Genomic DNA, 20,895 nt, shown 5'->3' with positions numbered 1-20,895 from the left:
CCAGGACACGTCCCGGGAAACCTGGCCGTAACAACCGGGCGCGGACAGTTCACGCGGGCGAAACCTCTCGCGCCGCCTCGTGAAACACCGCGCGCCAAAACTGCCTTCGCAGAACACCCAGGGCACGGGAGGACGATGTGCTGAACGCAGGAGACACCGCATGGGTACTGGCCAGCGCCGCGCTGGTCATGCTCATGACCCCAGGATTGGCGTTCTTCTACGGCGGCATGGTCCGCGCGAAGAGCGTCTTGAACATGCTGATGATGAACTTCATCGCGCTGGCCGTGGTGGGGGTGCTCTGGGCCCTGTACGGCTTCTCGATGTCGTTCGGCGACGACGCCTTCGGCGGCTTCGTCGGTAACTTCCACTTCGCCGGCTTGGAGAACACCTTCGGGAAGCTCGCCGGCTTCGCGGTCGCCGCCACCGACTCGGCACCCGCCGTCGCGTGGCCCGGCACCGACGCGCTGCCGGTGCTCGCGTTCGTCATGTTCCAGCTGATGTTCGCCATCATCACCCCCGCGCTGATCTCCGGCGCCATCGCCGACCGCGCGAAGTTCTGGGGCTGGACGCTGTTCGTCGTCATCTGGGTGACGGTCGTCTACTTCCCGGTCGCGCACTGGGTGTTCTCGTTCAACGGCTTCGTCGGCCCGAACGCCGTCGGCGGCTGGATCGCCAACAACCTCAAGGCACTCGACTTCGCCGGTGGTACCGCGGTCCACATCAACGCCGGTGCCGCGGGTCTCGCACTGGCGATCGTGCTCGGCAAGCGCAAGGGCTGGCCGAAGGACACCGGCCGCCCGCACAACGTGCCGTTCGTCCTGCTCGGCGCGAGCCTGCTGTGGTTCGGCTGGTACGGCTTCAACGCCGGTTCGGCGCTGGCCGCCAGCGACCTCGCCGCCGTCGCGTTCACCAACACCACCGTCGCCACCGCGGCCGCCGTCCTCGGCTGGCTGATCGTGGAGCAGCTGAAGTTCGGCAAGCCGACCACCCTCGGCGCAGCTTCCGGCGCGGTCGCCGGCCTGGTCGCCATCACCCCGGCGTGTGGTTTCGTGAGCCCGCTGGGGGCCATCGCGATCGGCCTGGTCGCCGGTGTCCTCTGCGCGCTGGCCATCTCGCTCAAGTTCAAGTTCGGCTTCGACGACTCGCTCGACGTCGTGGGCGTCCACCTGGTCGGCGGCATCGTCGGCACCCTGCTGATCGGCTTCTTCGGCACCACGAGCGTCAACGCGCTCGGCGCCGACGGCCTGTTCTACGGCGGTGGGTTCACCCAGCTGGGTCGTCAGGCGGCGGCCGCCGGTGCGGTGCTCGCGTACTCCTTCGTCCTGTCCTTCATCATCGGCTTCGCCATCAAGAAGGCGGGCGGCTTCCGCGTCAGCACCGAGGACGAGGTCACCGGCATCGACGAGGCCCAGCACGCGGAGAGCGCGTACGACTTCACCGGGTTGTCCGGCGGTGGCGCTCCGTCCACCCTTCCGGTCAAGACCGCCCCGGCCGCGAAACTCGAGGAGAGCAAGGCATGAAGCTCATCACGGCGATTGTGAAGCCGTTCACGCTGGACGACGTCCGCTCCGCGCTGGAGCAGCTGGGCGTGCTGGGCATGACGGTCAGCGAGGTCCAGGGCTACGGCCGGCAGAAGGGTCACACCGAGGTCTACCGCGGCGCGGAGTACTCGGTGGACTTCGTGGCCAAGCTGAAGATCGAGGTCGTCACCGACGACACCAACGTGGAGAAGGTGCTCGACGCCGTCACCACGGCCGCGCACACCGGCAAGATCGGCGACGGCAAGGTGTGGGTGACCCCGGTCGAGACGGTGATCCGGGTACGGACCGGCGAGCGCGGCACGGACGCGCTATAGGCGACCGGGACATGGCCGACGGGGGCGAACTGGTCAAGGCCACCGAGCGTTTGCTCGAGGGCAGGCACGGGAGGCTGGGGGCGTCCGCACTGCGGGCGGCCCTGGTCGACCTCTACGAGTTCTGGCTGGGCAGGGGAGCCTCGGCGGCCGGCGTCGACACCGCGGAACCGGGTGTCGCGCTGGTCGCCGTGGGCGGGCTCGGCCGCCGGGAGCTGGTGCCGTTCTCCGATCTCGACCTGCTGCTGGTGCACAACGGCACCAGCGGCGTCGCCGAGATCGCGGACGCGCTCTGGTATCCCTTGTGGGACGCGAAAGTCGGGCTGGACCACTCGGTCCGTACGCCCGGCGAAGCGCTGAAGGTCGCTTCGGAGGACCTTCGCGTGGCCATGGGCCTGCTCGACGCCCGGCACCTCGCCGGGGACGCCGAGCTGAGCGGACGGCTGGTTTCCGCGGCGCGTGACCAGTGGCGCCGCACCGCGCGCAAGCAGATCCCGGACATGACGGCGTCGGTCCGGCAGCGCTGGGCTCGCAGCGGCGAGATCGCGCAGTCCGCCGAGCCCGATCTCAAGCACGGGCGGGGCGGGCTGCGGGACTTCGCCGTCCTGGAAGCACTGGCCGCGGCGCAGCTCACCGCACGGCCCGGCGAGGAGCTCCTGGAAGCGAAGGGACTCCTGCTCGACGTCCGCACCGAGCTGCGGCGGGAGATCCGGCGCGAGCGGGACATCCTGTCCGCTCCGGAGGCCGAGCTGGTGGCCGCCGAACTCGGCTTCGGCGACCGGTTCACCTTGGCCCGCAAGCTTTCCGGGGCGGGCCGCACGATCGCGTACGCGCTGGACGTCGCCCTCCGGTCCACTGTGGAGCCGCCGAAGCCGCGGTTCGGACGGCGTCCGGCGCGGACTCCGCTCACCGAAGGCGTGGTGCTGCACGGGAACGAGGTCGCGCTCGCCCGTGACGCCGTTCCGGCCAAGGACCCGGCGCTGCTGCTGCGGGTCGCCGCCGCGTCGGCGCGCACGGGCAAGCCCATCGCGCTCGGCACGCTCAAGGCGCTGGCGGAATCGGCCCCCGAGCTGCGGGCGCCGTGGCCGCCCGACGCGTTGAACGCCCTGATCGAGCTGCTGGGCGCGGGGGAGGGCCTGGTCGACGCGGTCGAGTCGCTCGACCGGACCGGCCTGTGGGCCCGGCTGTTCCCCGAGTGGGGGGCGGTCCGCGACCTGCCGCCGCGCTCGCCGGTGCACCAGTGGACCGTCGACCGGCACCTCGTGCGCACCTGCGTCGAGGCGGCCAAGCTGACCACGACGGTGTCGCGGCCGGACTTGCTGCTGGTCGGCGCGCTGCTGCACGACATCGGCAAGGGCCGCGACGTCGACCACTCGGAGCTGGGCGCCAAGATCTCCGCCCAGGTCGCGACCCGGCTCGGGCTGAGCCCGGCGGACGCGGCGACGGTGTCGGCGATGGTCCGCCACCACCTCCTGCTCCCGCACACCGCGACGCGCCGCGACATCAGCGAGCCGGAGACGGTTTCGCGGGTGGTCAAGACGCTGGATGGCGACATCGTCCTCGTCCAGCTGCTGCACGCGCTCACGCAGGCCGACTCGCTGGCCACCGGCCCCGGCGTCTGGACGGACTGGAAGGCCCGGCTGCTGGCCGAGCTCGTCACCGGGTGCGAAGAAGTGTTGCACGGCAAGGGGTTCACCGCGCCCGAGCCGATGGACGACGACCAGCGCGAGCTCGTCGCCCAGGCCGTGGCTTCGGGCACCGGTGAGATCCGGATCAGCGCGCACGGCAAGGTCGTCACGGTGCTGCTGGCCGTCCCGGCCCGCGCGGAGCTGCTGGCGCCGGCCGCGGGAGTGCTGGCGCTGAACTCGATGGAAGTGCACTCGGCGGTGCTGCGCGGCCACGACGGCGGGCGCGCCGGCGTGTTCACGGCGTCCCCGAAGTTCGGCTCCCTGCCGGACGCGACGCTGCTGCGCGAGCAGTTCGCCCGCGCGGTCGCGGGCACCCTGCCGCTCACCCAGCGCCTGGCGGCGAAGGAACGCGACTACGGCTCGCCGGCCCCCGTCGCGCCGAAGGTCCTCTGGTTCGACGACGAGACGAGCGGCCCCGACACGGTGGTCCTCGAACTGCGTGCCGCCGACCGGATCGGCCTGCTGTTCCGCGTCGCGGGTGCGTTGCGCCGCTGTGACGCGGAGGTCAGCTGGGCGAAGGTTTCGACGCTCGGCGGCGCGGTGGTCGACTCGTTCGCGGTGACACCCCGCAGCGGCCGCATCGAACCGGGCTGGCGGCGCGAGGTGGAGCAGGCGATCCTGGCCGCGGCTTCGTAGCCGGCGGCTACCCCGCTAGGCAGGCGCTCCGAGCCACCGGCGGAGCGCTTCGTCCAGGCCCGGTCCGCCGTCCCACGCGACGTACCCGTCGGGCCGGACGAGCCGAGGTGCCGCCCCCTCGCGGCCCTCGACCCGCCCGGCCCAGCCCGCCGGCACGGTCGCGCCGACCAGCACAGCGCGGCCGTCCGCCGAAGCCGGGACGTCGGTGGCGCGCCCGGTGGTCCCGGGGTAGGCCACTCCGATGCCCGACAGCTCCGAAGCGACGGCGCGTCGGGCCTCGGGGACGGCCAGCAGCCCCGTGACGATCTCCCGGACGGCCGCCGCGTCCGGGTCGGGCACGCCGAGCACCGCCTGCGCGCGGGTGCTGACCAGCACGCGGGCGGCGACCGGGTGCCGCTCGTCGTGGTAGCTGTCGAGCAGGCCCTCCGGTGCGGTGCCGCGGATCGTCGCGGCCAGCTTCCAGCCGAGGTTGACCGCGTCCTGCAGGCCCAGGTTGAGCCCCTGCCCGCCGACCGGGAGGTGGACGTGCGCCGCGTCGCCGGCGAACAGCACCCGGCCGTGGCGGTAGCGCTCCAGCTGCCGGGCCGCGTCGCCGAAGCGCGACGCCCACAGCACCTCGCCCACCTCGATGTCCGGCCCGTGCGCGGCGGTCAGGGCCCGCTGCAGCTCGTCGGCCGTGACCGGCTCGTCGCGGCCGAGCCGCTGCTGCTCCTCGCCGAACACGATCGTGCGGTGGCGACCACCGGACAGCGGGACCAGGTAGCCCGAAGCGCCGGCCGGCAACGACCAGGCGTCCGCCACGCCGGCGGGCTTGGCCGACAGCGTGAGGTCGGCGACGACCAGCGAGATCCGTGCCGCGCTGCCGGGGAATTCCACGCCCAGCAGCGTGCGCACCGTGCTGTGCCCGCCGTCGGCGGCGACGAGCCACCCGGCCCGGTGCTCGCGTCCGCCCGCGGTGACCGTGACGCCGTCGGCGTCCTGGGCCACCGCGGTGACGGCCGCGTCGCGCAGCACCGGCGTGCGCAGCCGCGCCTCGATCGCCGCCGCGACGTGCGCCTGTTCCACGCCGAGCTGGTACGGGAAGCACGTCGGCAGGTCCGTGTAGTCGATCGGGACGCCGGAGAAGTGCCCGGCGGGCAGCTTCGCCTGGACGTGCGGCTCGATCGCGGCGAGCAGGCCGCGGTCGGCCAGCACCTCGACCGACCGGGGCTGCAGGCCGAGGGCCTTCGACTGCGTGGTGGGCCGGGAGTCACGCTCCAGGACCAGCACGTCCAGCCCGGCGCGCTCCAGCTCGAACGCGGTGAGCAGCCCGGTGGGGCCGGCGCCCGCGACCAGGACGTCAGGCATCGAGGTTCTCCTTCTTGAGGTACCAGACGTGCCAGGCGATCAGGAGGGCCAGCGCGCCGAACCACGTCACGTTGGTGACCAGCGCGATGAGGTCGATCGGCAGCGTGTAGACGAGCACGATGTGCAGCACCGCGCCGGCCAGCAGCACCGCACCCCAGGCGGCTGTGTTGATCCGCAGGCCGCGCCGGAACCGCGCGTCGGTGTCCCAGCGGCCTGCCCACGCGTCCGCCCCCTCGGCGCCGCGCTTGACCTCGGCGATCGTGCGGCCCAGCGTCAGCTGCGCCGGCCGGCCGACGAACACCGAGACCAGCATCCACGCGCCGAACACGCCGCCCAGCGCCGCTGTCCAGCCTTCGCGGATCACCAGCGTGCGCGGGTCGTCCGAAAGCAGCCCCAGCACCACCGACAGGACCATGACGCTCAGCGTGACCAGGGCGACGAGGTCGACCTTGCGGTTGCGCACGATCGTCCACACCACGTACGGCGCGGCCACCAGGACGCCGGCCATCAGCGCCCACCACTGGCTCACGCCCGCGGCACGCAGGCCGTAGAACAGCGCCATCGGCACGAGCACTTCGAACACCACGGTCCGCACGTTCGCGCGGATCACCCGGCGCAGGCCGGCGTCGGGCACGGTCTTCTCTTCGATCATCATGTGGATCCCCCAGTGGATTCCGGTGCGGTCGCCCGCACGTACAGGTCGGCGAGCTCACGGCCGATGCGCGCGAGCTCGGCGGGTTCGGGCACGGCCGCCGCCGCGGTGGCGACGACGGCGTCGAGCCCCGCGGTGAAGGACAGCGCCGCGGTCCGGGTGTCGAAGGAGCCGAAGGCGCCGGCCGCCTGACCGGTGCGGAAGTGCTCTTCGAACAGCGCGAGCCGCCCGTTGACGGCGGCGCTCTGCGAGCCGGCGTTCTTCACCAGGTCGATGAGCGCCCGGACCTCGGCCGGGTACTCGCCGACGAGGTCGACGTTCGATTCGACGTAGGCCCGCAGCTGCGCGACGTGCCCGACGGCGGCGTCGATGCGCGGCTGCATGAACGCCCCGGTGACCACTTCGATCTCCGTGACGACCGCTTCGAGCAGGTCGTCCTTGCCGGCGAAGTGGTAGCTGATCATGCCGGTGCTGGACAGGCCCGCCTGCTTCGCGATCCGGCTGAACGACGCCTTGGCGTAGCCGGCCTCGGCGATCACCTCGATCGCCGCCCGCACGATCTGGGCCCGGCGACCGGACTCCGTGAACGTTCTTGCTCGCATGAGCAAAATTTAGCTCAGCCGAGCAAATCGTGCAAGTCGACTGGTCCAGGCCAGGAAGCGGGGGGAATGGGTCAGGCGGTCGCGGTGCCGTCGACGACCTGGTTGCGGCCTGCGTCCTTGGCTCGGTAGAGGGCCTTGTCCGCGGCCTGCAGAAGCCGTTCGACGGCCGTGCCGCCGTCCGGGTAGGTCGCCACGCCGATCGAGGCGGACAGCGCGTCGATGACGCGGACGCGGCTGCCGTCCTCGTACTCGACCCGCAGGCTCTCGATCGCCGACCGGATGCGCTCGGCGACCGTGAGCACCGCGGCCGGGCCGATGTCCGGCAGCAGGACGACGAACTCCTCGCCGCCGAACCGGCCGACCGAGTCGTAGTCGCGCACCGCGCTCTTGATCGTCGCCGCGACCGCGCGCAGCACGGTGTCGCCCGCCAGGTGACCGTGTTCGTCGTTGATCAGCTTGAAGTAGTCCAGGTCGATCATCAGCACGCCGAACGTGCTGCGCGTGCTGCGCTGGGCACGCGCCAGTTCGCGTGAAGCGAGCAAGTGCCATCCGGTCGTGTTGAACAGACCCGTCTTCTCGTCGGTCGTCGCGGCGATCTCCAGCTGCTTGATCAGCACCGCCCGGTGCAGCACCAGCAGCGGCGGCACGATCGCGACGGCGAGCGCGGGCAGCGTCGCCAGCGTCAACGCCGTGAGCAGGCCCAGGCAGAGCGTCGCGACCTCGAGGAGGTTGTCGCCGAGGCCGCCGAAGAACGCCTTGACCGTGCGCTTCGTGATCGTCAGCGCCGGGAGGATCGTGATCGCCGCGACCAGGAAGTACGCGACCGCGGCCAGCGCGATGGCGGTGACGCCGCGCCAGCCCGACGTCAGCGCCGCGTACATGTCGGGGATGCCGAGACGGTTCAGCACCAGCTCGGCCGAGAAGCAGGTGACGACGACCAGCGTCGCGTTCAGCGTCGTCCGGAACGGCGGCACGCGCTTCATCCGCGCGAGGCTGCGCGTCGCCAGGTGCAGGTAGAGGACGGCGACCAGGGCGGTGACGAGCGCGGGCGGCAGGAGCAGCACCCCGGCGAACGTCCAGACCGACGTCAGGTTGATGTGCGGGGTGTCGGACACCAGCCGCCGGACCCGCTCGATCTGCCGGCCGAGTTCCGCCTGCAGCACGCCGAGGGCGGCGAGGACGCCGAAGACGACCAGGTCCCACTCGTGCACGGGCACCACGGCGGCGGTCCAGGCGGTGGCCACGAGCGCCACGGCCTCGACGAGGAAGCAGTAGGAGATCAGCGACCCGCGCTGGCGCCAGAGGGTCCAGCGAGCAGGATTCAGCGCCCCACGGATCCGGCCCACGCGGGGTTCGGCCGGACGGGCGCCGTCCATACTCAAGGCGGTGCAACTCCCCTGGGTGATCCGACGATCCGCGTCCACCCCATCACATCGGGCGGCCGCGATCGATGATGACCACACGATCGGAGCAGTGAAGGGAGGCCGCCGCCATGCGCAACCGCGAGTCCTGAGGCACCGAGTCCGAATTTTTCGCCGCGGACCAGCGAGGAGGTCGTCGTGCGCAATCGCGAGTCGTGAGCCCACGCCACCCGTCATCACACGCCGGAAGGAGACGTGTCGTGCGTAACCGCGAGTCCTGAGGTCCGATGTCCCGCCGCAACGTGCGAGAGGAGTGCCCTGTGCGTAACCGCGAGTCCTGAGCCGCCGCCAGCCCTGCCGGAACGCCGCGAGAGGAGAAGGCCCGTGCGCAATCGCGAGTCGTGAATCGCCGCCAACCCTGCCTGGACGCCCGAGAGGGGATGCGCCGTGCGCAACCGCGAGTCCTGACCCTGCCGAGCACCCGAGTCCGTCCCAGTAGGAGAGGGGAACGTCACCATGCGCAACCGTGAGTCGTGAACTCCCGCCGGACCAGCTCCGGCCGACCCCAGTACCCGCGGGTCCGGGTGGGCCGCTCAGGCGGTCGCGCCGCCGTCGACCACCAGGTCGTGCCCCACGGTGAAGGCCGCTTCGTCCGAAGCCAGCCACAGCACCGCGGCGGCCACCTCGGCGGTGGCGCCCACCCGGCCCAGCGGGATCGCGTCCTTCAGGCGCGTGGCACGCTCCGCGTCCGTCTCGCCGGGACGCAGCGACATGTCCGTGGCGGTCGCCCCCGGGCTGACCGCGTTGATGCGGACGCCGTCGGCGATGTGGTCGCGCGCCGCCGTGCGGGTCAACGCGCTCACCGCGGCTTTCGACGCCGCGTAGGCCGCCATGTTCGGCAGCCTGCCGTGCGCGCCGATGTTCGACGCCATGGTGACGATCGCGCCGCCGCCGTGGGCCCGCATGTGCGCGATCTCGTGCTTCAGGCAGAGCCAGGTGCCGGTCACGTTCGTGGCCAGCACCGCGGCGAAGTCGTCCTCGTCGAGGTCCGCGACCGGGCCCGGCGATCCGAGGATGCCCGCGTTGTTGAACGCGACGTCCAACCCGCCGTGCCGCGAGACGATCGTCTCGACCATCCGCGCCACGTCCGCCGAGTCGGTCACGTCGACGGTCACCGCGCTCGCGTCGCCGCCGATCTCCTCGACCGCGGACGCGAGCCGCCGCTCGTCCCGGCCCGCGACGACGACCGTCGCGCCCTCCGCCGCGAACGCCCGCGCCGTCGCCCGCCCGATGCCCGAGCCGCCGCCCGTCACCAGGACGACCTTGCTCGCGAACCGTGCCCCCATGTCTGCCTTCTTTCTGGTCCGATCAGTCTTGAATGAGTACGCGCATGGCCTGCGAGACGGCCGCGTTCAGCCGGCCGGCCGCGTCGGTGCCCTTGCCCAGGACGCGCAGTCCCTGGAGCACGGTGAGCAGGAACCGGGCGAGCGTCGCCGGGTCGCTGCCGCCGGGAAGTTCGTCCTGGGTCCTGGCGCGTTCGAGCGCCATGGTCAGGGCGACTTCGAGGGTGTCCCAGCTGCGCTCGACGATCCGGGCGACCGCCGGGTCGCGGGGAAGCAGCTCGATCGCCGCGTTGACGACGAAGCAGCCGACGGGCCCGTCTTCGCCGAGGATGTCCGCGACGTACCCCTCGAGGAGCCGCCGCACTGCGGCCACGCCCGGTCCCGGCTTCGACAGCTCGGCCATGACCCGGGTGTCGGTCCGCTCGGCGTAGCGCTTCAACGCCGTGACGTAGAAGTCGTGCTTCGTGCCGAAGGTGGCGTACAGGCTCGCCTTCGCGACGCCGAGGTGCGTGACGAGGTCGCTGACCGACGTCGCCTCGTAGCCCTGGCGCCGGAACAGCGCGAGCGCGGCGTCGCAGGCTTCGTCGACGTCGAACTCCTTGACCCGGGACATGATCGAAACCCTAGCCGATTCGAGAACGGTCGGTCAAATAAAGAGTCGACGGTGTGTCGGCTCCGATCACGGCGGGTGCGGTGGCACCATGACGGGCCTGACCGGTCGGAGGGGGTGCGTGATGCAGGACCTGACGCTGCCGCCGACGGTCGTCGCCACCCACCTGCGCTCCTGCGCCGAGGAGCTCGCCGCGAGCCTGCGCTGCGGCGGCCCGGGCGCCACCACCGCCGAGCTGACCGACGTCGTCGCGCAGCTGGTCGCGGGCCAGGAGGCCATTTCCCACGCGCTGGCCGGTCTCGCGGCCCGCGTCGAAGGCGGCTCGAACGCGCTCGCCGCGGCTCCGCCCCTGGACGTCGAGGTCGTCACCGAAGTGCTCCGCGCGGCGGCCATCGCGGCCCGCTGTTCGGCCGAAGCGCTCGACGAAGTCACGCCGTCGTTCGAATGTGTGAGCGAATCCGTCGCGCCTGACACCCGTTTGTAGCTGTCGGCGCGTCCGCCTGCCTGCCTAGCCTGGGAGCTGCGGAGGTGGTCGCATGCGTGCGGTGTGGACGGGCAAGATCGGGTTCGGCAGTTACGCCGTTCCGGTGAAGGCGTACAGCGCGACCGAGGATCGCGAGATCCCGCTGCACCAGGTGCACGAGGCCGACGGCGGCCGCGTCCGGGTCAAGCGGGTGTGCGAAGTCGACGGCGCCGAGGTGCCGCCGGAGCAGATGGTCCGCGGGTACGCGGTCCCCGGCGGCGACGTGGTGCTGCTGTCGGACCACGAGCTGGCGTCCCTCCCGATGCCCGGGCGCACGATCGCCATCCGCGGCTTCGCGCCGCTGGCCGACGTCGACCCGATCTGGTTCGCGAAGAGCTACTACCTCGAGCCGGAGCCGGCGGGCACCAAGCCGTACGTGCTCTTCAGCGAGGCGTTGCAGCAGTCCGGGCGGATCGCGCTGGTCACGGTCGCGCTGCGCCGCCGCGAGACGCTGGGTGCGCTGCGCGTGCGCGACCAGGTGATCGTGCTGGAGACGATGCTGTGGCCGGACGAGGTGCGCGCGCCCGACTTCCCGTTCCGGCACGCCGACGTCGACATCCGGCCCGGTGAGCTGCGGCGCGCGGTCAACCTCGTCGAAGAGCTGACCGGCGAGTTCGACCCCGGCCGGTACCCCGACCGTTACCGCGAGGCGTTCCAGGCGTTGGTCCAGGCGAAGATCGACGGTGCCGAGGTCGTCCAGCCGACGGCCGCCGAGCAGGCGGAGGGTGTCACGCGCCTGCTGGCGGCCCTGCAGGAGACGGCGTCCGAGGCCGACGACGCACGCAATGCGGCCGTCGCGAAGGCGAAGGCTGCCGCGTCGAGGGCGGCGAAGGCGCGTACGACGGCGAAGCGAGCCGCGACGCGCAACCGCACGAAGACGCCTTGAGTAGTACTACCCACGGGTAATTGAGGGTTCTCCCACTGCTGGCCGGGTGCCGGGCGCGGCAGACTTCGTCCTGCCAGCGGGTACCGGACCGCTGGTGAGGGGGGAGAACCGGACGGCCCCTGGGGAGGTGAGCCGTCCGGGGACCAGGGTTCCGGGGCGGGCCGACGGAGGAGCGGCCCGCACCCGGAACCCGCACCGCACCGCACCGCGGGGAGGCGGTACGGACGCCGAAGCCGCCGTGGAGGGATCGAGGGGTCTCCGCGGCGGCTTTCAGGCGTCCGCGACCCGGAGCATCAGCTCCGACGCCAGCTTCAGCAGCTGCCGTTCGGTCGGCGACAGCGTCGTCTCGATCGCGCCGGCCAGCCAGCGTTCCCGGCGGACGCTGTACTCCCGCAGCACCGCCAGCCCGGCCGGGGTGATGCTCACCAGCGAACGGCGGCCGTCCGCCGGGTCCGGCGAGCGCGTCACCAGCTCGCGCTCGGTCACCCAGGCCAGGATCCGGGTCAGCGACTGCGGCTGCAGCCGTTCCGCCTCGGCCAGCTCGGTCGGCGTGTGCGTGCCCGCCCGGTAGAGGCGGCTCAGCACCGCCAGCACCGCCGGGCCCGGGCCGCCCAGGTCCCGCTCTGCGCGCATCCGCCAGTTCAGCCGTCCGACGCCTTCGCGCACCCGCCAGGCCAGGTCGGCCAGCTCGGGGTCCGCGCTGACCGGTGGTGCGACGTCGGGTTCGGGCTGCATGGACCCAGGTTAGGCGGTTCCCCGGACCAGCCGGGCATAACGCCCGCCGCGCGCCAGCAGCTCGTCGTGCGTCCCGCGTTCCACGATCCGGCCCTCGTGCAGCACCACGATCTGGTCGGCGTGCTCCACAGTGGACAGCCGGTGCGCGATCGTCAGGGTCGTGCGGCCCGCGGCGAGCCGGTCGAGCTCGGCCTGCACCGAGCGCTCGGTGCGGGTGTCGAGCGCGCTGGTCGCCTCGTCGAGGACGAGCACCGGCGGGTTGCGCAGCAGGATCCGCGCGATCGCCATCCGCTGCTTCTCGCCGCCGGAGAACCGGTAGCCGCGCTGGCCCACGACCGTGTCGTACCCCTCGGGCAGCCCGGCGAGCGTGTCGTGGATGTGCGCGGCCTTCGCCGCCGCCTCGATCTCTTCGTCGGTCGCGTCCGGCTTCGCGAAGCGCAGGTTCTCCCGGACGGTGTCGTGGAAGAGGTAGGTCTCCTGCGACACCATCCCGACGCCCGCCGCGAGCGAGGCCAGCGTGACGTCGCGGACGTCGGTGCCGTCGATCTCCACGGACCCGGACGTCACTTCGTACAGCCGCGCCACGAGGTAGGCGAGCGTCGTCTTGCCCGAGCCGGTCGAGCCGACGAGCGCCGTCGTGGTCCCGGCCGGGACGTCGAGGTCGATGTCCTTCAGCGTCAGCGGGCCGTCTTCGTCGTAGCGGAAGGAGACCCCGCGCATCGAGACGTCGCCGCGGCGCACCTCGAGCGACCGCGCGCCCGGCTTGTCGCCGATCTCCACCGGCAGGTCCAGCACCTCGAAGATGCGGCCGAACAGCGCCTTCGACGTCGCCACGTTCTGCCCGATGGTCTGCATCGCGCTGGCCGGCGCGACCAGCCGGTTCAGCATGCTGGTGAACGCCACGACGGTGCCGAGCGAGATCGGCGACGCGCCGCCCGCCAGCGCCAGCCCGGCGATCCAGTAGACGAGCGCCGGGATCACCGTCAGGCTCATCGCCCGCGACGCGATCTGCCAGCGTCCGGCCAGTGCCGCCGCGCGTTCCAGCGACGCGATCTCCCGCGACTCGGCGCCGAACCGCTCGCGCATCGCCCGTTCGTTGCCCATCGTCTTGGCGAGCAGCACGCCGGTGACCGACAGGGATTCCTCGACCATCGTGGTCAGCCGGGCCATCCGCCGGGTCCGGCCGCGGGCCAGGTTCCGCCGCTTCTTGCCCAGCCGGAGGGTGAACAGCAGGAACAGCGGCACGACGATCAGCGAGAGCGCCGCGAGCTGCCAGTCGAGCAGGACGAGCGCCACCGTGATGGCGGTCGTGGTCGTCAGGTTCTGCACCATCGACCCGGCGGTCGTGGTGATGACGTTGTCGACGCCGCCGATGTCGTTGAACACCCGCGAGAGCACTTCGCCGCTCTTCGTCCGGGTGAAGAAGCCGAGTGACATCCGCTGCAGGTGGCCGTAGACCGAGACGCGCAGCTCGTTCATCACCCGCTGCCCGATGGTGTTGGACAGGCCGGTGGTGGCGACGCCGAGCGAGGCGCTGCCGACCGCGCAGGCGATCATCCCGCCGGCCAGCAGGCTGATCAGCAGCGTGTCGCGGTTCGGCAGGGCGTCGTCGAGGATCTCGCGGAGCAGGAACGGCGAGGTGACGCCGAGCCCGGCCTGCACGACGATCAGGGCGAACAGCGCGGCGAGGCGCCGGCGGTGCGGCCGGAACAGGCCGGCGATCCGCCGGAAGGGGACCGGCTCGTCGGTGTCGGTGGCCGGTTCGGCGAGCGACGGCCGGGGTCTGGTCGCGGAAGTCATACACGCATGTTTACCGATCTCGGCGAGGTCGGCCAGTGAATTTCGCGGGAGTAAAGCCATTTTTACTTGATTTCGCGCGCGTAGTAGTACACCTCTGTGTACTAATCGCGCGCGCGACTTTCGCGTACCCGCGAGGGCGGGCAGACGGAGCGACTACCCTCGGAGGGGCCGGCCTCGTCCGGCGCGCCACTCTCGACCCAGCTGGAGCGTGCACACCCGTGTTCGACACCCTGTCCGATCGGCTCACCGCCGCCCTGCAGACGCTCACGCGCAAGGGGAAGCTGTCCGACGCCGACATCGACGCCACCGCGCGCGAGATCCGGATCGCGCTGCTGGAGGCCGACGTCGCCCTCGGCGTGGTCAAGGCCTTCATCGCGCGGATCAAGGAGCGGGCGAAGGGCGCCGAAGTCTCCCAGGCGCTCAACCCCGCGCAGCAGGTCATCAAGATCGTCAACGAGGAGCTCGTCGGCATCCTCGGCGGCGAGACGCGCCGGCTGAACCTGGCCAAGAACCCGCCGACCGTGATCATGCTGGCCGGCCTGCAAGGTGCCGGCAAGACCACGCTCGCCGGCAAGCTCGCGCTGTGGCTGAAGAAGCAGGGCCACGCGCCGATGCTGGTCGCCTGCGACCTCCAGCGCCCGAACGCCGTCACGCAGCTGCAGGTCGTCGGCGAGCGCGCGGGCGTCGTCACCTTCGCCCCCGAGCCCGGCAACGGCGTCGGCGACCCGGTCGACGTCGCCCGCCGCGCCATCGCCGAGGCGAAGCACGCGCAGCACGACGTCGTCGTGGTCGACACCGCGGGCCGCCTGGGTGTCGACGAAGAGCTGATGAAGCAGGCCGCGGACATCCGCGACGCCGTCCAGCCGGACGAGACGCTGTTCGTCGTCGACGCGATGATCGGCCAGGACGCCGTGACCACGGCCCAGGCGTTCCAGGACGGCGTCGGCTTCAGCGGCGTCGTGCTGACCAAGCTCGACGGCGACGCCCGCGGTGGTGCCGCGCTGAGCGTCCGCGAGATCACCGGCCAGCCGATCCTCTTCGCCTCCAACGGCGAGAAGCTCGAGGACTTCGACACCTTCCACCCGGACCGGATGGCTTCGCGCATCCTCGGCATGGGTGACGTGCTGACCCTGATCGAGCAGGCCGAGCAGGCCTTCGACCAGGACCAGGCCGAGAAGGCCGCCGCGAAGCTGTCCAGCGGGCAGCTGACGCTGGAGGACTTCCTCGAGCAGATGCTCGCCGTCCGCAAGATGGGCCCGATCGGCAACCTGCTCGGCATGCTCCCGGGGGCCGGCCAGATGAAGGACCAGCTGGCCCAGGTCGACGACAAGCACCTGGACAAGCTGCAGGCGATCATCCGCGGCATGACCCCGGCCGAGCGCGACGACCCGAAGATGATCAACGGGTCGCGCCGGCTGCGCATCGCCAACGGCTCCGGCGTCACCGTCCGCGAGGTCAACGACCTGGTCAACCGGTTCTTCGAGGCCCGCAAGATGATGGCCCAGATGGCCGGCCGGTTCGGCTTCGGCGGCGGGGGCGGCGGCTCCAAGTCGCGCAAGGGCAAGAAGGGCAAGAAAGGCCGCGGCCCGACGCAGCCCAAGGTCCGCGGTGGCTTCCCCGGCGGCATGCCGATGCTGCCCCCGGGCGGCAAGATGCCGGGCGGGCTGCCCGACCTGTCGCAGCTGGGCGGCATGAACGACGTCCCGGGCTTCGACCCGACGAAGTTCAAGCTGCCGAAGAACCCCAAGGACAATTGAGCCGCGCGCTGCACGCCGCCGGAGTGGTCCTGCCCGGCGGGGAGTCCCGGGACCTCTGGATCACCGACGGCCGGATCTCGTTCGAGCCGGTGTCGGACGCCGAGATGCTGGGCCGGGACGTCTTCCTGGTGCCGGGGCTGGTCGACGCGCACTGCCACCCCGGCATCGGCATCGGCGGGCCGGTGACCCTGGAGGAAGCCACCGAGCAGGCCATCGCCGACCGCGCCGCGGGTACGTTGCTGATCCGCGACTGCGGCCTGCCGATCGACGTCCGGCCGCTGCAGGAGCGCGCCGACCTGCCGACGATCATCCGCGCCGGCCGGCACCTCGCACTGGCCAAGCGCTACGTCCCCGGCCTCGGCATCGAGCTGGACGACCCGTCCCAGCTGCCGGCCGCGGTGGCCGGGCAGGCGCGGGACGGCGACGGCTGGGTCAAGCTGGTCGGCGACTGGATCGACCGCGGCGTCGGCGACCTCGCGCCGCTCTGGCCGGACGACGTCCTGGCCGAAGCCGTCAAGGTCGCGCACGACCACGGCGCCCGCGTCACCGCGCACGTGTTCGGCGAGGCGGCGCTACCCGGGCTGATCGCGTCGGGCATCGACTGCCTCGAACACGGCACGGGCTTGCGCGCGGACCAGCTCGCGGAGCTGGCGCGCACCGACGTCGCGCTGGTGCCGACCCTGATCAACATCGAGAACTTTCCGGGCATCGCCGACAAGGCGGGCAAGTACCCGGCGTACGCGGCGCACATGCGGGCCCTGCACGCCGGCGTCGGCGAGATGGTCGCAACGGCCGTCGAAGCGGGCGTACGCGTCTTCGCGGGCAGCGACGCGGGCGGCCTGGTCGAGCACGGCCGGCTCGTCGACGAGATCGAAGCGCTGCACCGCGCGGGCATGACCCGCGAGGCGGCGCTGGCGAGCGCGTCCTGGGCCGCCCGCGACTGGCTCGGCCACCCGGGCATCGCCGACGGCGCACCCGCCGACCTGCTCGTCTACGCGAGCGACCCGCGCGAGGACCTGGGTGTCCTCCGGCATCCTTCGCACGTCGTGCTGGGCGGCGTCGTCTACGCCTAGACCCCCGCCGATTTCCTTGCGGGGACGGCACTTTAGCGTGGGGCGCGTGACGGACGACGACGGCGCACGGCGCGTGCTGAAGGCGCACTGGTGTTTCGTCGCGTTCTTCGCGGGGATCGCCGGCTACTACCTCATCAACCTGATCATCGCCGCGGCGGTCAACCGCAACGTCGGCGAGTTCGACCCCCTCGAGCTGCACGACATCGGCCCGCTGCTGCTCCTGGCGTTCGTGCCCAACCTGCTGCTCGGCCTCGGCCCGGCCGCCGGCTCGTGGCTCTGGGGCGAGGGCCTGCGCGCGGACTTCGGGCTCAAGCCGACCTGGCGCGACGTCCGGATCGGCCTCGCCTGCGGGGCGCTCGCGCTGGTCGTCGGCTACGGGCTCAACCTGGTGCTGATCGCCGTCTACGGCGCCGACGACGTCTCCGACAGCCCGCTGAGCGACCTCGCCGACACCTTCGACGGCGACACCGTCTGGCTCGTGCTCGCCGCGGTGATCGTCATCGCCGGCGCGCCGATCACGGAGGAGCTGCTGGTCCGCGGCACGCTGTGGAACGCGCTGTCGTTCCACCGGGTCCCGCCGTGGGTGGTGCTCGTGCTCACCTCGCTGGTGTTCGCCCAGCTGCACGGCGAGCCGACCCGCACGATCGCCCTCTTCGGCCAGGGCATCGCGATCGGGCTGGCCCGGCACCTCTCCGGCCGGGTGAGCGCCGGGGTGATCGCGCACGCGGCCAACAACCTGCCGCCGGCGGTCCTGCTGTTCGTCGCGCACTGAGCGCCTGCGAAGATCGATGGACAGTAGTCGGACGGATACTGTGCGATCACCCTCCGGCGGCTAGGCTCGAGGCCAGGAGCCGACCGATCGCGGAGGGCAACGCGTGACCACTTCCCAGCCCCGGGACCCGGCTCCCGACGCCACGCCGTTCCCCGAGCCCGAGGAGCCCGCCGCGACCGCGTTCCTGCCGCCCGCGCGGCGGCACCGCTGGGGCTTCGGGGCCTTCCTGCTCGTCGAGGCCGTGCTGCTGGCGTCGGCGGCGTTCGTGTCCGTGCTGGTCGGCGACACCGGGCCCGGCCCGCTGCCGATCCGGGTGGTGCTGCTCGGCACGATGCTGCCGACGATGATCGCGGCCGCCGTTGCGGTGCTGATCACCTACCTGCGCGGCAACGGCCCCGTCGCCGACCTGCGGCTGGAGTGGCGATGGGCCGACGTTCGCACCGGGTTCCGCTTCGGCTGCGTCGGGCTCGTCTTCACGACCATCGGCGCCTACCTCTGGACGCGGCTGGTCGGCAACGCCAACGCGACATCCGCGATCAGCGCGCTGGTCGAGGACCGGAAGATGTCGATCTCGGCGGCGATCGTGATGTTCGTCTACCTGTGGCTGCTCGGCCCGATCTGCGAGGAGATCATCTACCGCGGTCTGCTCTGGGGCGCCGCCGAGCAACTGCAGTGGCGGAGCGAACGCTGGGGCCGGGTCGCGGCGTTCCTGCTGTCGACGGCGGTGTTCGCGGCCAGCCACCTCGAGCCGCTGCGCACGACGTTGCTGCTGGTCATCGCGGTGCCGATCGGCCTGGCCCGGCTGGTCACCGGGCGGCTGCCCGCCAGCATCGTCGCGCACCAGGTGAACAACTTCCTCCCGGCGCTGACGATCCTGCTCGGCGCGCTCGGGGTGGCCTCTTTCTGAGTGCGCGGGGCCCGTCTGGCAGAATGGGTCACTGCCTGCTTCCGCCGGACCCTCTCACCGTGCGAAAGCTCCTGACCTTCGGGTGCCCGCGACCGTGTCCCCACTCGGCCCGCGTGCGCCCAGCCCAGCACCAGAGAGATTCGAGGAGAACCCACACCCGTGGCCGTCAAGATCAAGCTGCAGCGCCTCGGCAAGATCCGTGCGCCGTACTACCGCATCATCGTCGCCGACGCGCGCACCCGCCGGGACGGCAAGGCCATCGAGACGATCGGCAAGTACCACCCGAAGGAAGAGCCGAGCCTGATCGAGGTCGTCTCCGAGCGCGCCCAGTACTGGCTGGGAGTCGGCGCGCAGCCGACCGAGCCGGTCCAGCGCCTGCTGGAGATCACCGGTGACTGGCAGAAGTTCAAGGGCCTGCCGGGCGCCGAGGGCACCCTGAAGGTGGCCGAGCCGAAGCCGTCCAAGCAGGACCTGTTCAACGCGGCGCTGGCCGCCGCCGGCGAGGAGCCCTCCACCGAGGCCACCACGCCGAAGAAGAAGTCCGCCCCCAAGAAGGCCGAGGCCGAGAAGGCCGAAGCCGCCGAGGGTGAGAAGGCCGAGTGAGCTTTCTGGCTGACTCCCTCGAGCACCTGGTGCGCGGGATCGTCGACAACCCGGACGAGGTCCGGGTCGAGCTGCTGACCACCCGCCGTGGCCGGACGCTCGAGGTGCACGTGCACCCCGACGACCTCGGCAAGGTGATCGGCCGGGGTGGTCGCACGGCGACCGCCCTGCGCACCGTCATGGGTGGCATCGGTGGCCGCGGCGTCCGCGTGGACGTCGTCGACACCGACCGCTGAAACCTGTTTCGGAAACGGTCATGGACGTCGTAGTCGGTCGCATCGCCAAGGCACACGGAATCCGCGGGGAACTCGCGGTGGACGTGCGCACGGACTCGCCGGACGAGCGGTTCCGGATCGGCGCGGCCGTGACGACGAAGCTGCGTGACGGCAGCAAGAGGGAACTCACCATCGCAGCCGCCCGCGAACACAGCGGGCGGCTGCTGGTGCGTTTCGAGGAGGTCCTGACCCGCGACGTCGCCGAGACGCTGCGGGGCGCCCTCCTGCTCGCCGACACCGACACGCTGCCGCCGACCGCCGACCCGGACGAGTTCTACGACCACGAGCTGGCGGGCCTGCGCGCCGAGCTGCTGGACGGGACGGTCGTCGGCAAGGTCGTCGAGGTCGTCCACTCGCCCGCCGGCGAGCTCCTGGAGCTGGACGTCGAGGGCCGAGAGGTGCTGGTCCCGTTCGTCCGCGCGATCGTCCCCACGGTGGACGTCGCGGGCGGCCGGGTCGTGCTCGACCCGCCGGAAGGGCTCCTGGACGCCTGAGAACCTTATTCAGCCATCGGTCGGCGCGAGAGTCACGCAGGCAGGCGCGCTTCGGTTCGTTGCGCCGACCTAACCAGAATAAGGTTCTGAAATGCGGATCGACGTCGTCACGATCTTCCCCGAGTACCTCGACCCGCTGCGCGCCGCGCTGCTGGGCCGGGCGATCGACCGCGGCCTGATCGAGGTCGGCGTGCACGACCTGCGCGAGTGGACCCACGACGTGCACCGCGCGGTCGACGACGCCCCGTACGGCGGCGGCCCCGGCATGGTGATGAAGCCGCAGATCTGGGGCCCGGCCCTGGACGACGTCTGCCGCCCGGAGACACGGCTAGTCGTGCCGACGCCGGCGGGCAGGCCGTTCACCCAGGAGCTGGCCCACGCCTACGCGGCGGAGAAGCACCTGGTGTTCGCCTGCGGCCGGTACGAGGGCATCGACCAGCGGGTCGTCGACGACGCCGCGCGCCGGATGCCGGTCGACGAGGTGTCGATCGGGGACTACGTGCTGGTCGGCGGCGAAGCGGCGGTGCTGGTCATCGTCGAGGCCGTCGTCCGGCTGCTGCCCGGCGTGCTCGGCAACGCGCGGTCCGCGGCCGAGGACTCGTTCTCCGACGGCCTGCTCGAAGGGCCCAGCTACACCCGCCCGGAGGTGTGGCGCGACCTCGCGGTGCCGGACGTCCTGCGGTCCGGAAACCACGCGCTGATCGACCGCTGGCGGCGTGACCAGGCCTTGGAGCGGACCGCCCGCCGCCGCCCCGATCTCCTGGCGGCGCTGCCGGAAGGTAGTCTCGACAAGCACGATCGCGGGGTCCTGGAGGGCTTGGACCCCGAGCAGGCGTAGGGCCGGTGCTTCCGCCGGAACCCCGGTCTGCCATACTTGACAGGTTGGCGTGAGTGGACCTCCTCGTCCACGAGCCCGCCATCAGCCCCCCGGGTCGCCCGCAGCGGCACCGTTGCGCGCCCGGGATCTGTACGCAAGCCA

General features: G+C 71.8%; 21 protein-coding genes. 13 read left to right on the top strand and 8 right to left on the bottom strand.

Going from position 1 to position 20,895, the window contains the following annotated elements; all coding sequences use genetic code 11:
- Positions 1 to 137 precede the first annotated feature (137 nt).
- Genes OG738_RS00950 through OG738_RS00940 form a run of 3 tightly spaced genes read left to right on the top strand, consistent with a single transcriptional unit; the run spans position 138 to position 4,176 of the window.
- Complete coding sequence (locus tag OG738_RS00950) at positions 138 to 1,520, top strand: ammonium transporter (protein WP_329050400.1); 1,383 nt, start codon at positions 138 to 140, stop codon at positions 1,518 to 1,520.
- Positions 1,517 to 1,855 (top strand): P-II family nitrogen regulator, encoded by a 339-nt coding sequence (locus tag OG738_RS00945; RefSeq protein WP_247062350.1) that lies wholly within the window; start codon positions 1,517 to 1,519, stop codon positions 1,853 to 1,855. The genes OG738_RS00950 and OG738_RS00945 overlap by 4 nt, the downstream gene beginning before the upstream one ends.
- Positions 1,856 to 1,866: 11 nt before the next feature.
- Complete coding sequence (locus OG738_RS00940) at positions 1,867 to 4,176, top strand: [protein-PII] uridylyltransferase (protein WP_329050398.1); 2,310 nt, start codon at positions 1,867 to 1,869, stop codon at positions 4,174 to 4,176.
- A 15-nt stretch (positions 4,177 to 4,191) separates the two neighbouring features.
- Here OG738_RS00940 and OG738_RS00935 read toward each other — a convergent pair whose 3' ends face one another.
- The 6 genes from OG738_RS00935 to OG738_RS00910 form a co-directional block, all read right to left on the bottom strand.
- Positions 4,192 to 5,523: an FAD-dependent oxidoreductase gene (locus OG738_RS00935; protein WP_329050397.1), complete on the bottom strand. Its 1,332-nt coding sequence runs from the start codon at positions 5,521 to 5,523 to the stop codon at positions 4,192 to 4,194.
- Complete coding sequence (locus OG738_RS00930; protein ID WP_329050395.1) at positions 5,516 to 6,178, bottom strand: VC0807 family protein; 663 nt, start codon at positions 6,176 to 6,178, stop codon at positions 5,516 to 5,518. The genes OG738_RS00935 and OG738_RS00930 overlap by 8 nt, the downstream gene beginning before the upstream one ends.
- A complete protein-coding gene (locus tag OG738_RS00925) occupies positions 6,175 to 6,777 on the bottom strand; it encodes a TetR/AcrR family transcriptional regulator (RefSeq protein WP_329050393.1) in 603 nt (200 codons plus the stop codon). The genes OG738_RS00930 and OG738_RS00925 overlap by 4 nt, the downstream gene beginning before the upstream one ends.
- Positions 6,778 to 6,848: 71 nt before the next feature.
- Positions 6,849 to 8,153: a GGDEF domain-containing protein gene (locus tag OG738_RS00920; RefSeq protein ID WP_329056502.1), complete on the bottom strand. Its 1,305-nt coding sequence runs from the start codon at positions 8,151 to 8,153 to the stop codon at positions 6,849 to 6,851.
- 578 nt (positions 8,154 to 8,731) lie between these two features.
- Positions 8,732 to 9,484: a glucose 1-dehydrogenase gene (locus OG738_RS00915; RefSeq protein ID WP_329050391.1), complete on the bottom strand. Its 753-nt coding sequence runs from the start codon at positions 9,482 to 9,484 to the stop codon at positions 8,732 to 8,734.
- A 22-nt stretch (positions 9,485 to 9,506) separates the two neighbouring features.
- The gene (locus tag OG738_RS00910) at positions 9,507 to 10,094 is read right to left on the bottom strand and encodes a TetR/AcrR family transcriptional regulator (RefSeq protein WP_329050390.1); all 588 of its coding nucleotides are present in this window, start codon (positions 10,092 to 10,094) and stop codon (positions 9,507 to 9,509) included.
- A gap of 121 nt (positions 10,095 to 10,215) precedes the next feature.
- Between OG738_RS00910 and OG738_RS00905 the strand changes: the two genes are divergently transcribed.
- Both OG738_RS00905 and ku read left to right on the top strand, forming a co-directional pair.
- A complete protein-coding gene (locus tag OG738_RS00905; protein ID WP_329050389.1) occupies positions 10,216 to 10,575 on the top strand; it encodes a hypothetical protein in 360 nt (119 codons plus the stop codon).
- 52 nt (positions 10,576 to 10,627) lie between these two features.
- The gene (gene ku, locus OG738_RS00900) at positions 10,628 to 11,500 is read left to right on the top strand and encodes a non-homologous end joining protein Ku (RefSeq protein WP_329050387.1); all 873 of its coding nucleotides are present in this window, start codon (positions 10,628 to 10,630) and stop codon (positions 11,498 to 11,500) included.
- Between the two features lie 270 nt (positions 11,501 to 11,770).
- Here ku and OG738_RS00895 read toward each other — a convergent pair whose 3' ends face one another.
- Both OG738_RS00895 and OG738_RS00890 read right to left on the bottom strand, forming a co-directional pair.
- Positions 11,771 to 12,235, bottom strand: coding sequence for a MarR family winged helix-turn-helix transcriptional regulator (locus OG738_RS00895; protein WP_329050385.1), 465 nt, complete (start codon positions 12,233 to 12,235; stop codon positions 11,771 to 11,773).
- A 9-nt stretch (positions 12,236 to 12,244) separates the two neighbouring features.
- Positions 12,245 to 14,035, bottom strand: a complete 1,791-nt coding sequence (locus OG738_RS00890) for an ABC transporter ATP-binding protein (protein WP_329050384.1) — start codon at positions 14,033 to 14,035, stop codon at positions 12,245 to 12,247.
- Positions 14,036 to 14,253: 218 nt separating this feature from the next.
- On the opposite strand from OG738_RS00890, the gene ffh reads away from it, so the two are divergent.
- The 8 genes from ffh (at position 14,254) to trmD (ending at position 20,754) form a co-directional block, all read left to right on the top strand.
- Positions 14,254 to 15,792 carry a signal recognition particle protein gene (gene ffh / locus OG738_RS00885; protein ID WP_329050381.1) on the top strand — a complete coding sequence of 513 codons (1,539 nt, stop codon included), beginning with the start codon at positions 14,254 to 14,256 and terminating at the stop codon, positions 15,790 to 15,792.
- Entirely contained in the window at positions 15,789 to 16,865 is a 1,077-nt protein-coding gene (locus tag OG738_RS00880; RefSeq protein WP_329050379.1) for an amidohydrolase family protein, read from the top strand. Before ffh ends, OG738_RS00880 begins: the two co-directional genes overlap by 4 nt.
- A gap of 46 nt (positions 16,866 to 16,911) precedes the next feature.
- Positions 16,912 to 17,637, top strand: a complete 726-nt coding sequence (locus tag OG738_RS00875) for a CPBP family intramembrane glutamic endopeptidase (protein ID WP_329050378.1) — start codon at positions 16,912 to 16,914, stop codon at positions 17,635 to 17,637.
- A gap of 103 nt (positions 17,638 to 17,740) precedes the next feature.
- Positions 17,741 to 18,544, top strand: a complete 804-nt coding sequence (locus OG738_RS00870; RefSeq protein ID WP_329050377.1) for a CPBP family intramembrane glutamic endopeptidase — start codon at positions 17,741 to 17,743, stop codon at positions 18,542 to 18,544.
- Between the two features lie 159 nt (positions 18,545 to 18,703).
- Positions 18,704 to 19,147, top strand: coding sequence for a 30S ribosomal protein S16 (rpsP, locus tag OG738_RS00865; RefSeq protein ID WP_086680523.1), 444 nt, complete (start codon positions 18,704 to 18,706; stop codon positions 19,145 to 19,147).
- On the top strand, positions 19,144 to 19,383 hold the full coding sequence (locus OG738_RS00860) for an RNA-binding protein (protein ID WP_003103110.1): 240 nt from the start codon (positions 19,144 to 19,146) through the stop codon (positions 19,381 to 19,383). The genes rpsP and OG738_RS00860 overlap by 4 nt, the downstream gene beginning before the upstream one ends.
- Positions 19,384 to 19,403: 20 nt before the next feature.
- Positions 19,404 to 19,916, top strand: a complete 513-nt coding sequence (gene rimM / locus OG738_RS00855) for a ribosome maturation factor RimM (protein ID WP_329050376.1) — start codon at positions 19,404 to 19,406, stop codon at positions 19,914 to 19,916.
- A 91-nt stretch (positions 19,917 to 20,007) separates the two neighbouring features.
- Positions 20,008 to 20,754, top strand: a complete 747-nt coding sequence (trmD, locus tag OG738_RS00850; RefSeq protein WP_020644462.1) for a tRNA (guanosine(37)-N1)-methyltransferase TrmD — start codon at positions 20,008 to 20,010, stop codon at positions 20,752 to 20,754.
- Positions 20,755 to 20,895 lie beyond the last annotated feature (141 nt).

It is taken from the genome of Amycolatopsis sp. NBC_01488 (assembly GCF_036227105.1).
Taxonomy (GTDB): Bacteria; Actinomycetota; Actinomycetes; order Mycobacteriales; family Pseudonocardiaceae; genus Amycolatopsis.
Note: the sequence above shows the minus strand (reverse complement) of the source record. Positions and strands in the feature narration are given on the sequence as shown.

What these genes read in the sequence shown, in the direction of transcription:
- OG738_RS00945 (WP_247062350.1), top strand. Translation starts at nt 1,517, where the DNA reads ATGAAGCTCATCACGGCGATTGTGAAGCCGTTCACGCTGGACGACGTC.
- OG738_RS00940 (WP_329050398.1), top strand. Translation starts at nt 1,867, where the DNA reads ATGGCCGACGGGGGCGAACTGGTCAAGGCCACCGAGCGTTTGCTCGAG.
- OG738_RS00935 (WP_329050397.1), bottom strand. Translation starts at nt 5,523, where the DNA reads ATGCCTGACGTCCTGGTCGCGGGCGCCGGCCCCACCGGGCTGCTCACC.
- OG738_RS00930 (WP_329050395.1), bottom strand. Translation starts at nt 6,178, where the DNA reads ATGATGATCGAAGAGAAGACCGTGCCCGACGCCGGCCTGCGCCGGGTG.
- OG738_RS00925 (WP_329050393.1), bottom strand. Translation starts at nt 6,777, where the DNA reads ATGCGAGCAAGAACGTTCACGGAGTCCGGTCGCCGGGCCCAGATCGTG.
- OG738_RS00920 (WP_329056502.1), bottom strand. Translation starts at nt 8,153, where the DNA reads ATGGACGGCGCCCGTCCGGCCGAACCCCGCGTGGGCCGGATCCGTGGG.
- OG738_RS00915 (WP_329050391.1), bottom strand. Translation starts at nt 9,484, where the DNA reads ATGGGGGCACGGTTCGCGAGCAAGGTCGTCCTGGTGACGGGCGGCGGC.
- OG738_RS00910 (WP_329050390.1), bottom strand. Translation starts at nt 10,094, where the DNA reads ATGTCCCGGGTCAAGGAGTTCGACGTCGACGAAGCCTGCGACGCCGCG.
- OG738_RS00905 (WP_329050389.1), top strand. Translation starts at nt 10,216, where the DNA reads ATGCAGGACCTGACGCTGCCGCCGACGGTCGTCGCCACCCACCTGCGC.
- ku (WP_329050387.1), top strand. Translation starts at nt 10,628, where the DNA reads ATGCGTGCGGTGTGGACGGGCAAGATCGGGTTCGGCAGTTACGCCGTT.
- OG738_RS00895 (WP_329050385.1), bottom strand. Translation starts at nt 12,235, where the DNA reads ATGCAGCCCGAACCCGACGTCGCACCACCGGTCAGCGCGGACCCCGAG.
- OG738_RS00890 (WP_329050384.1), bottom strand. Translation starts at nt 14,035, where the DNA reads ATGACTTCCGCGACCAGACCCCGGCCGTCGCTCGCCGAACCGGCCACC.
- rimM (WP_329050376.1), top strand. Translation starts at nt 19,404, where the DNA reads ATGGACGTCGTAGTCGGTCGCATCGCCAAGGCACACGGAATCCGCGGG.
- trmD (WP_020644462.1), top strand. Translation starts at nt 20,008, where the DNA reads ATGCGGATCGACGTCGTCACGATCTTCCCCGAGTACCTCGACCCGCTG.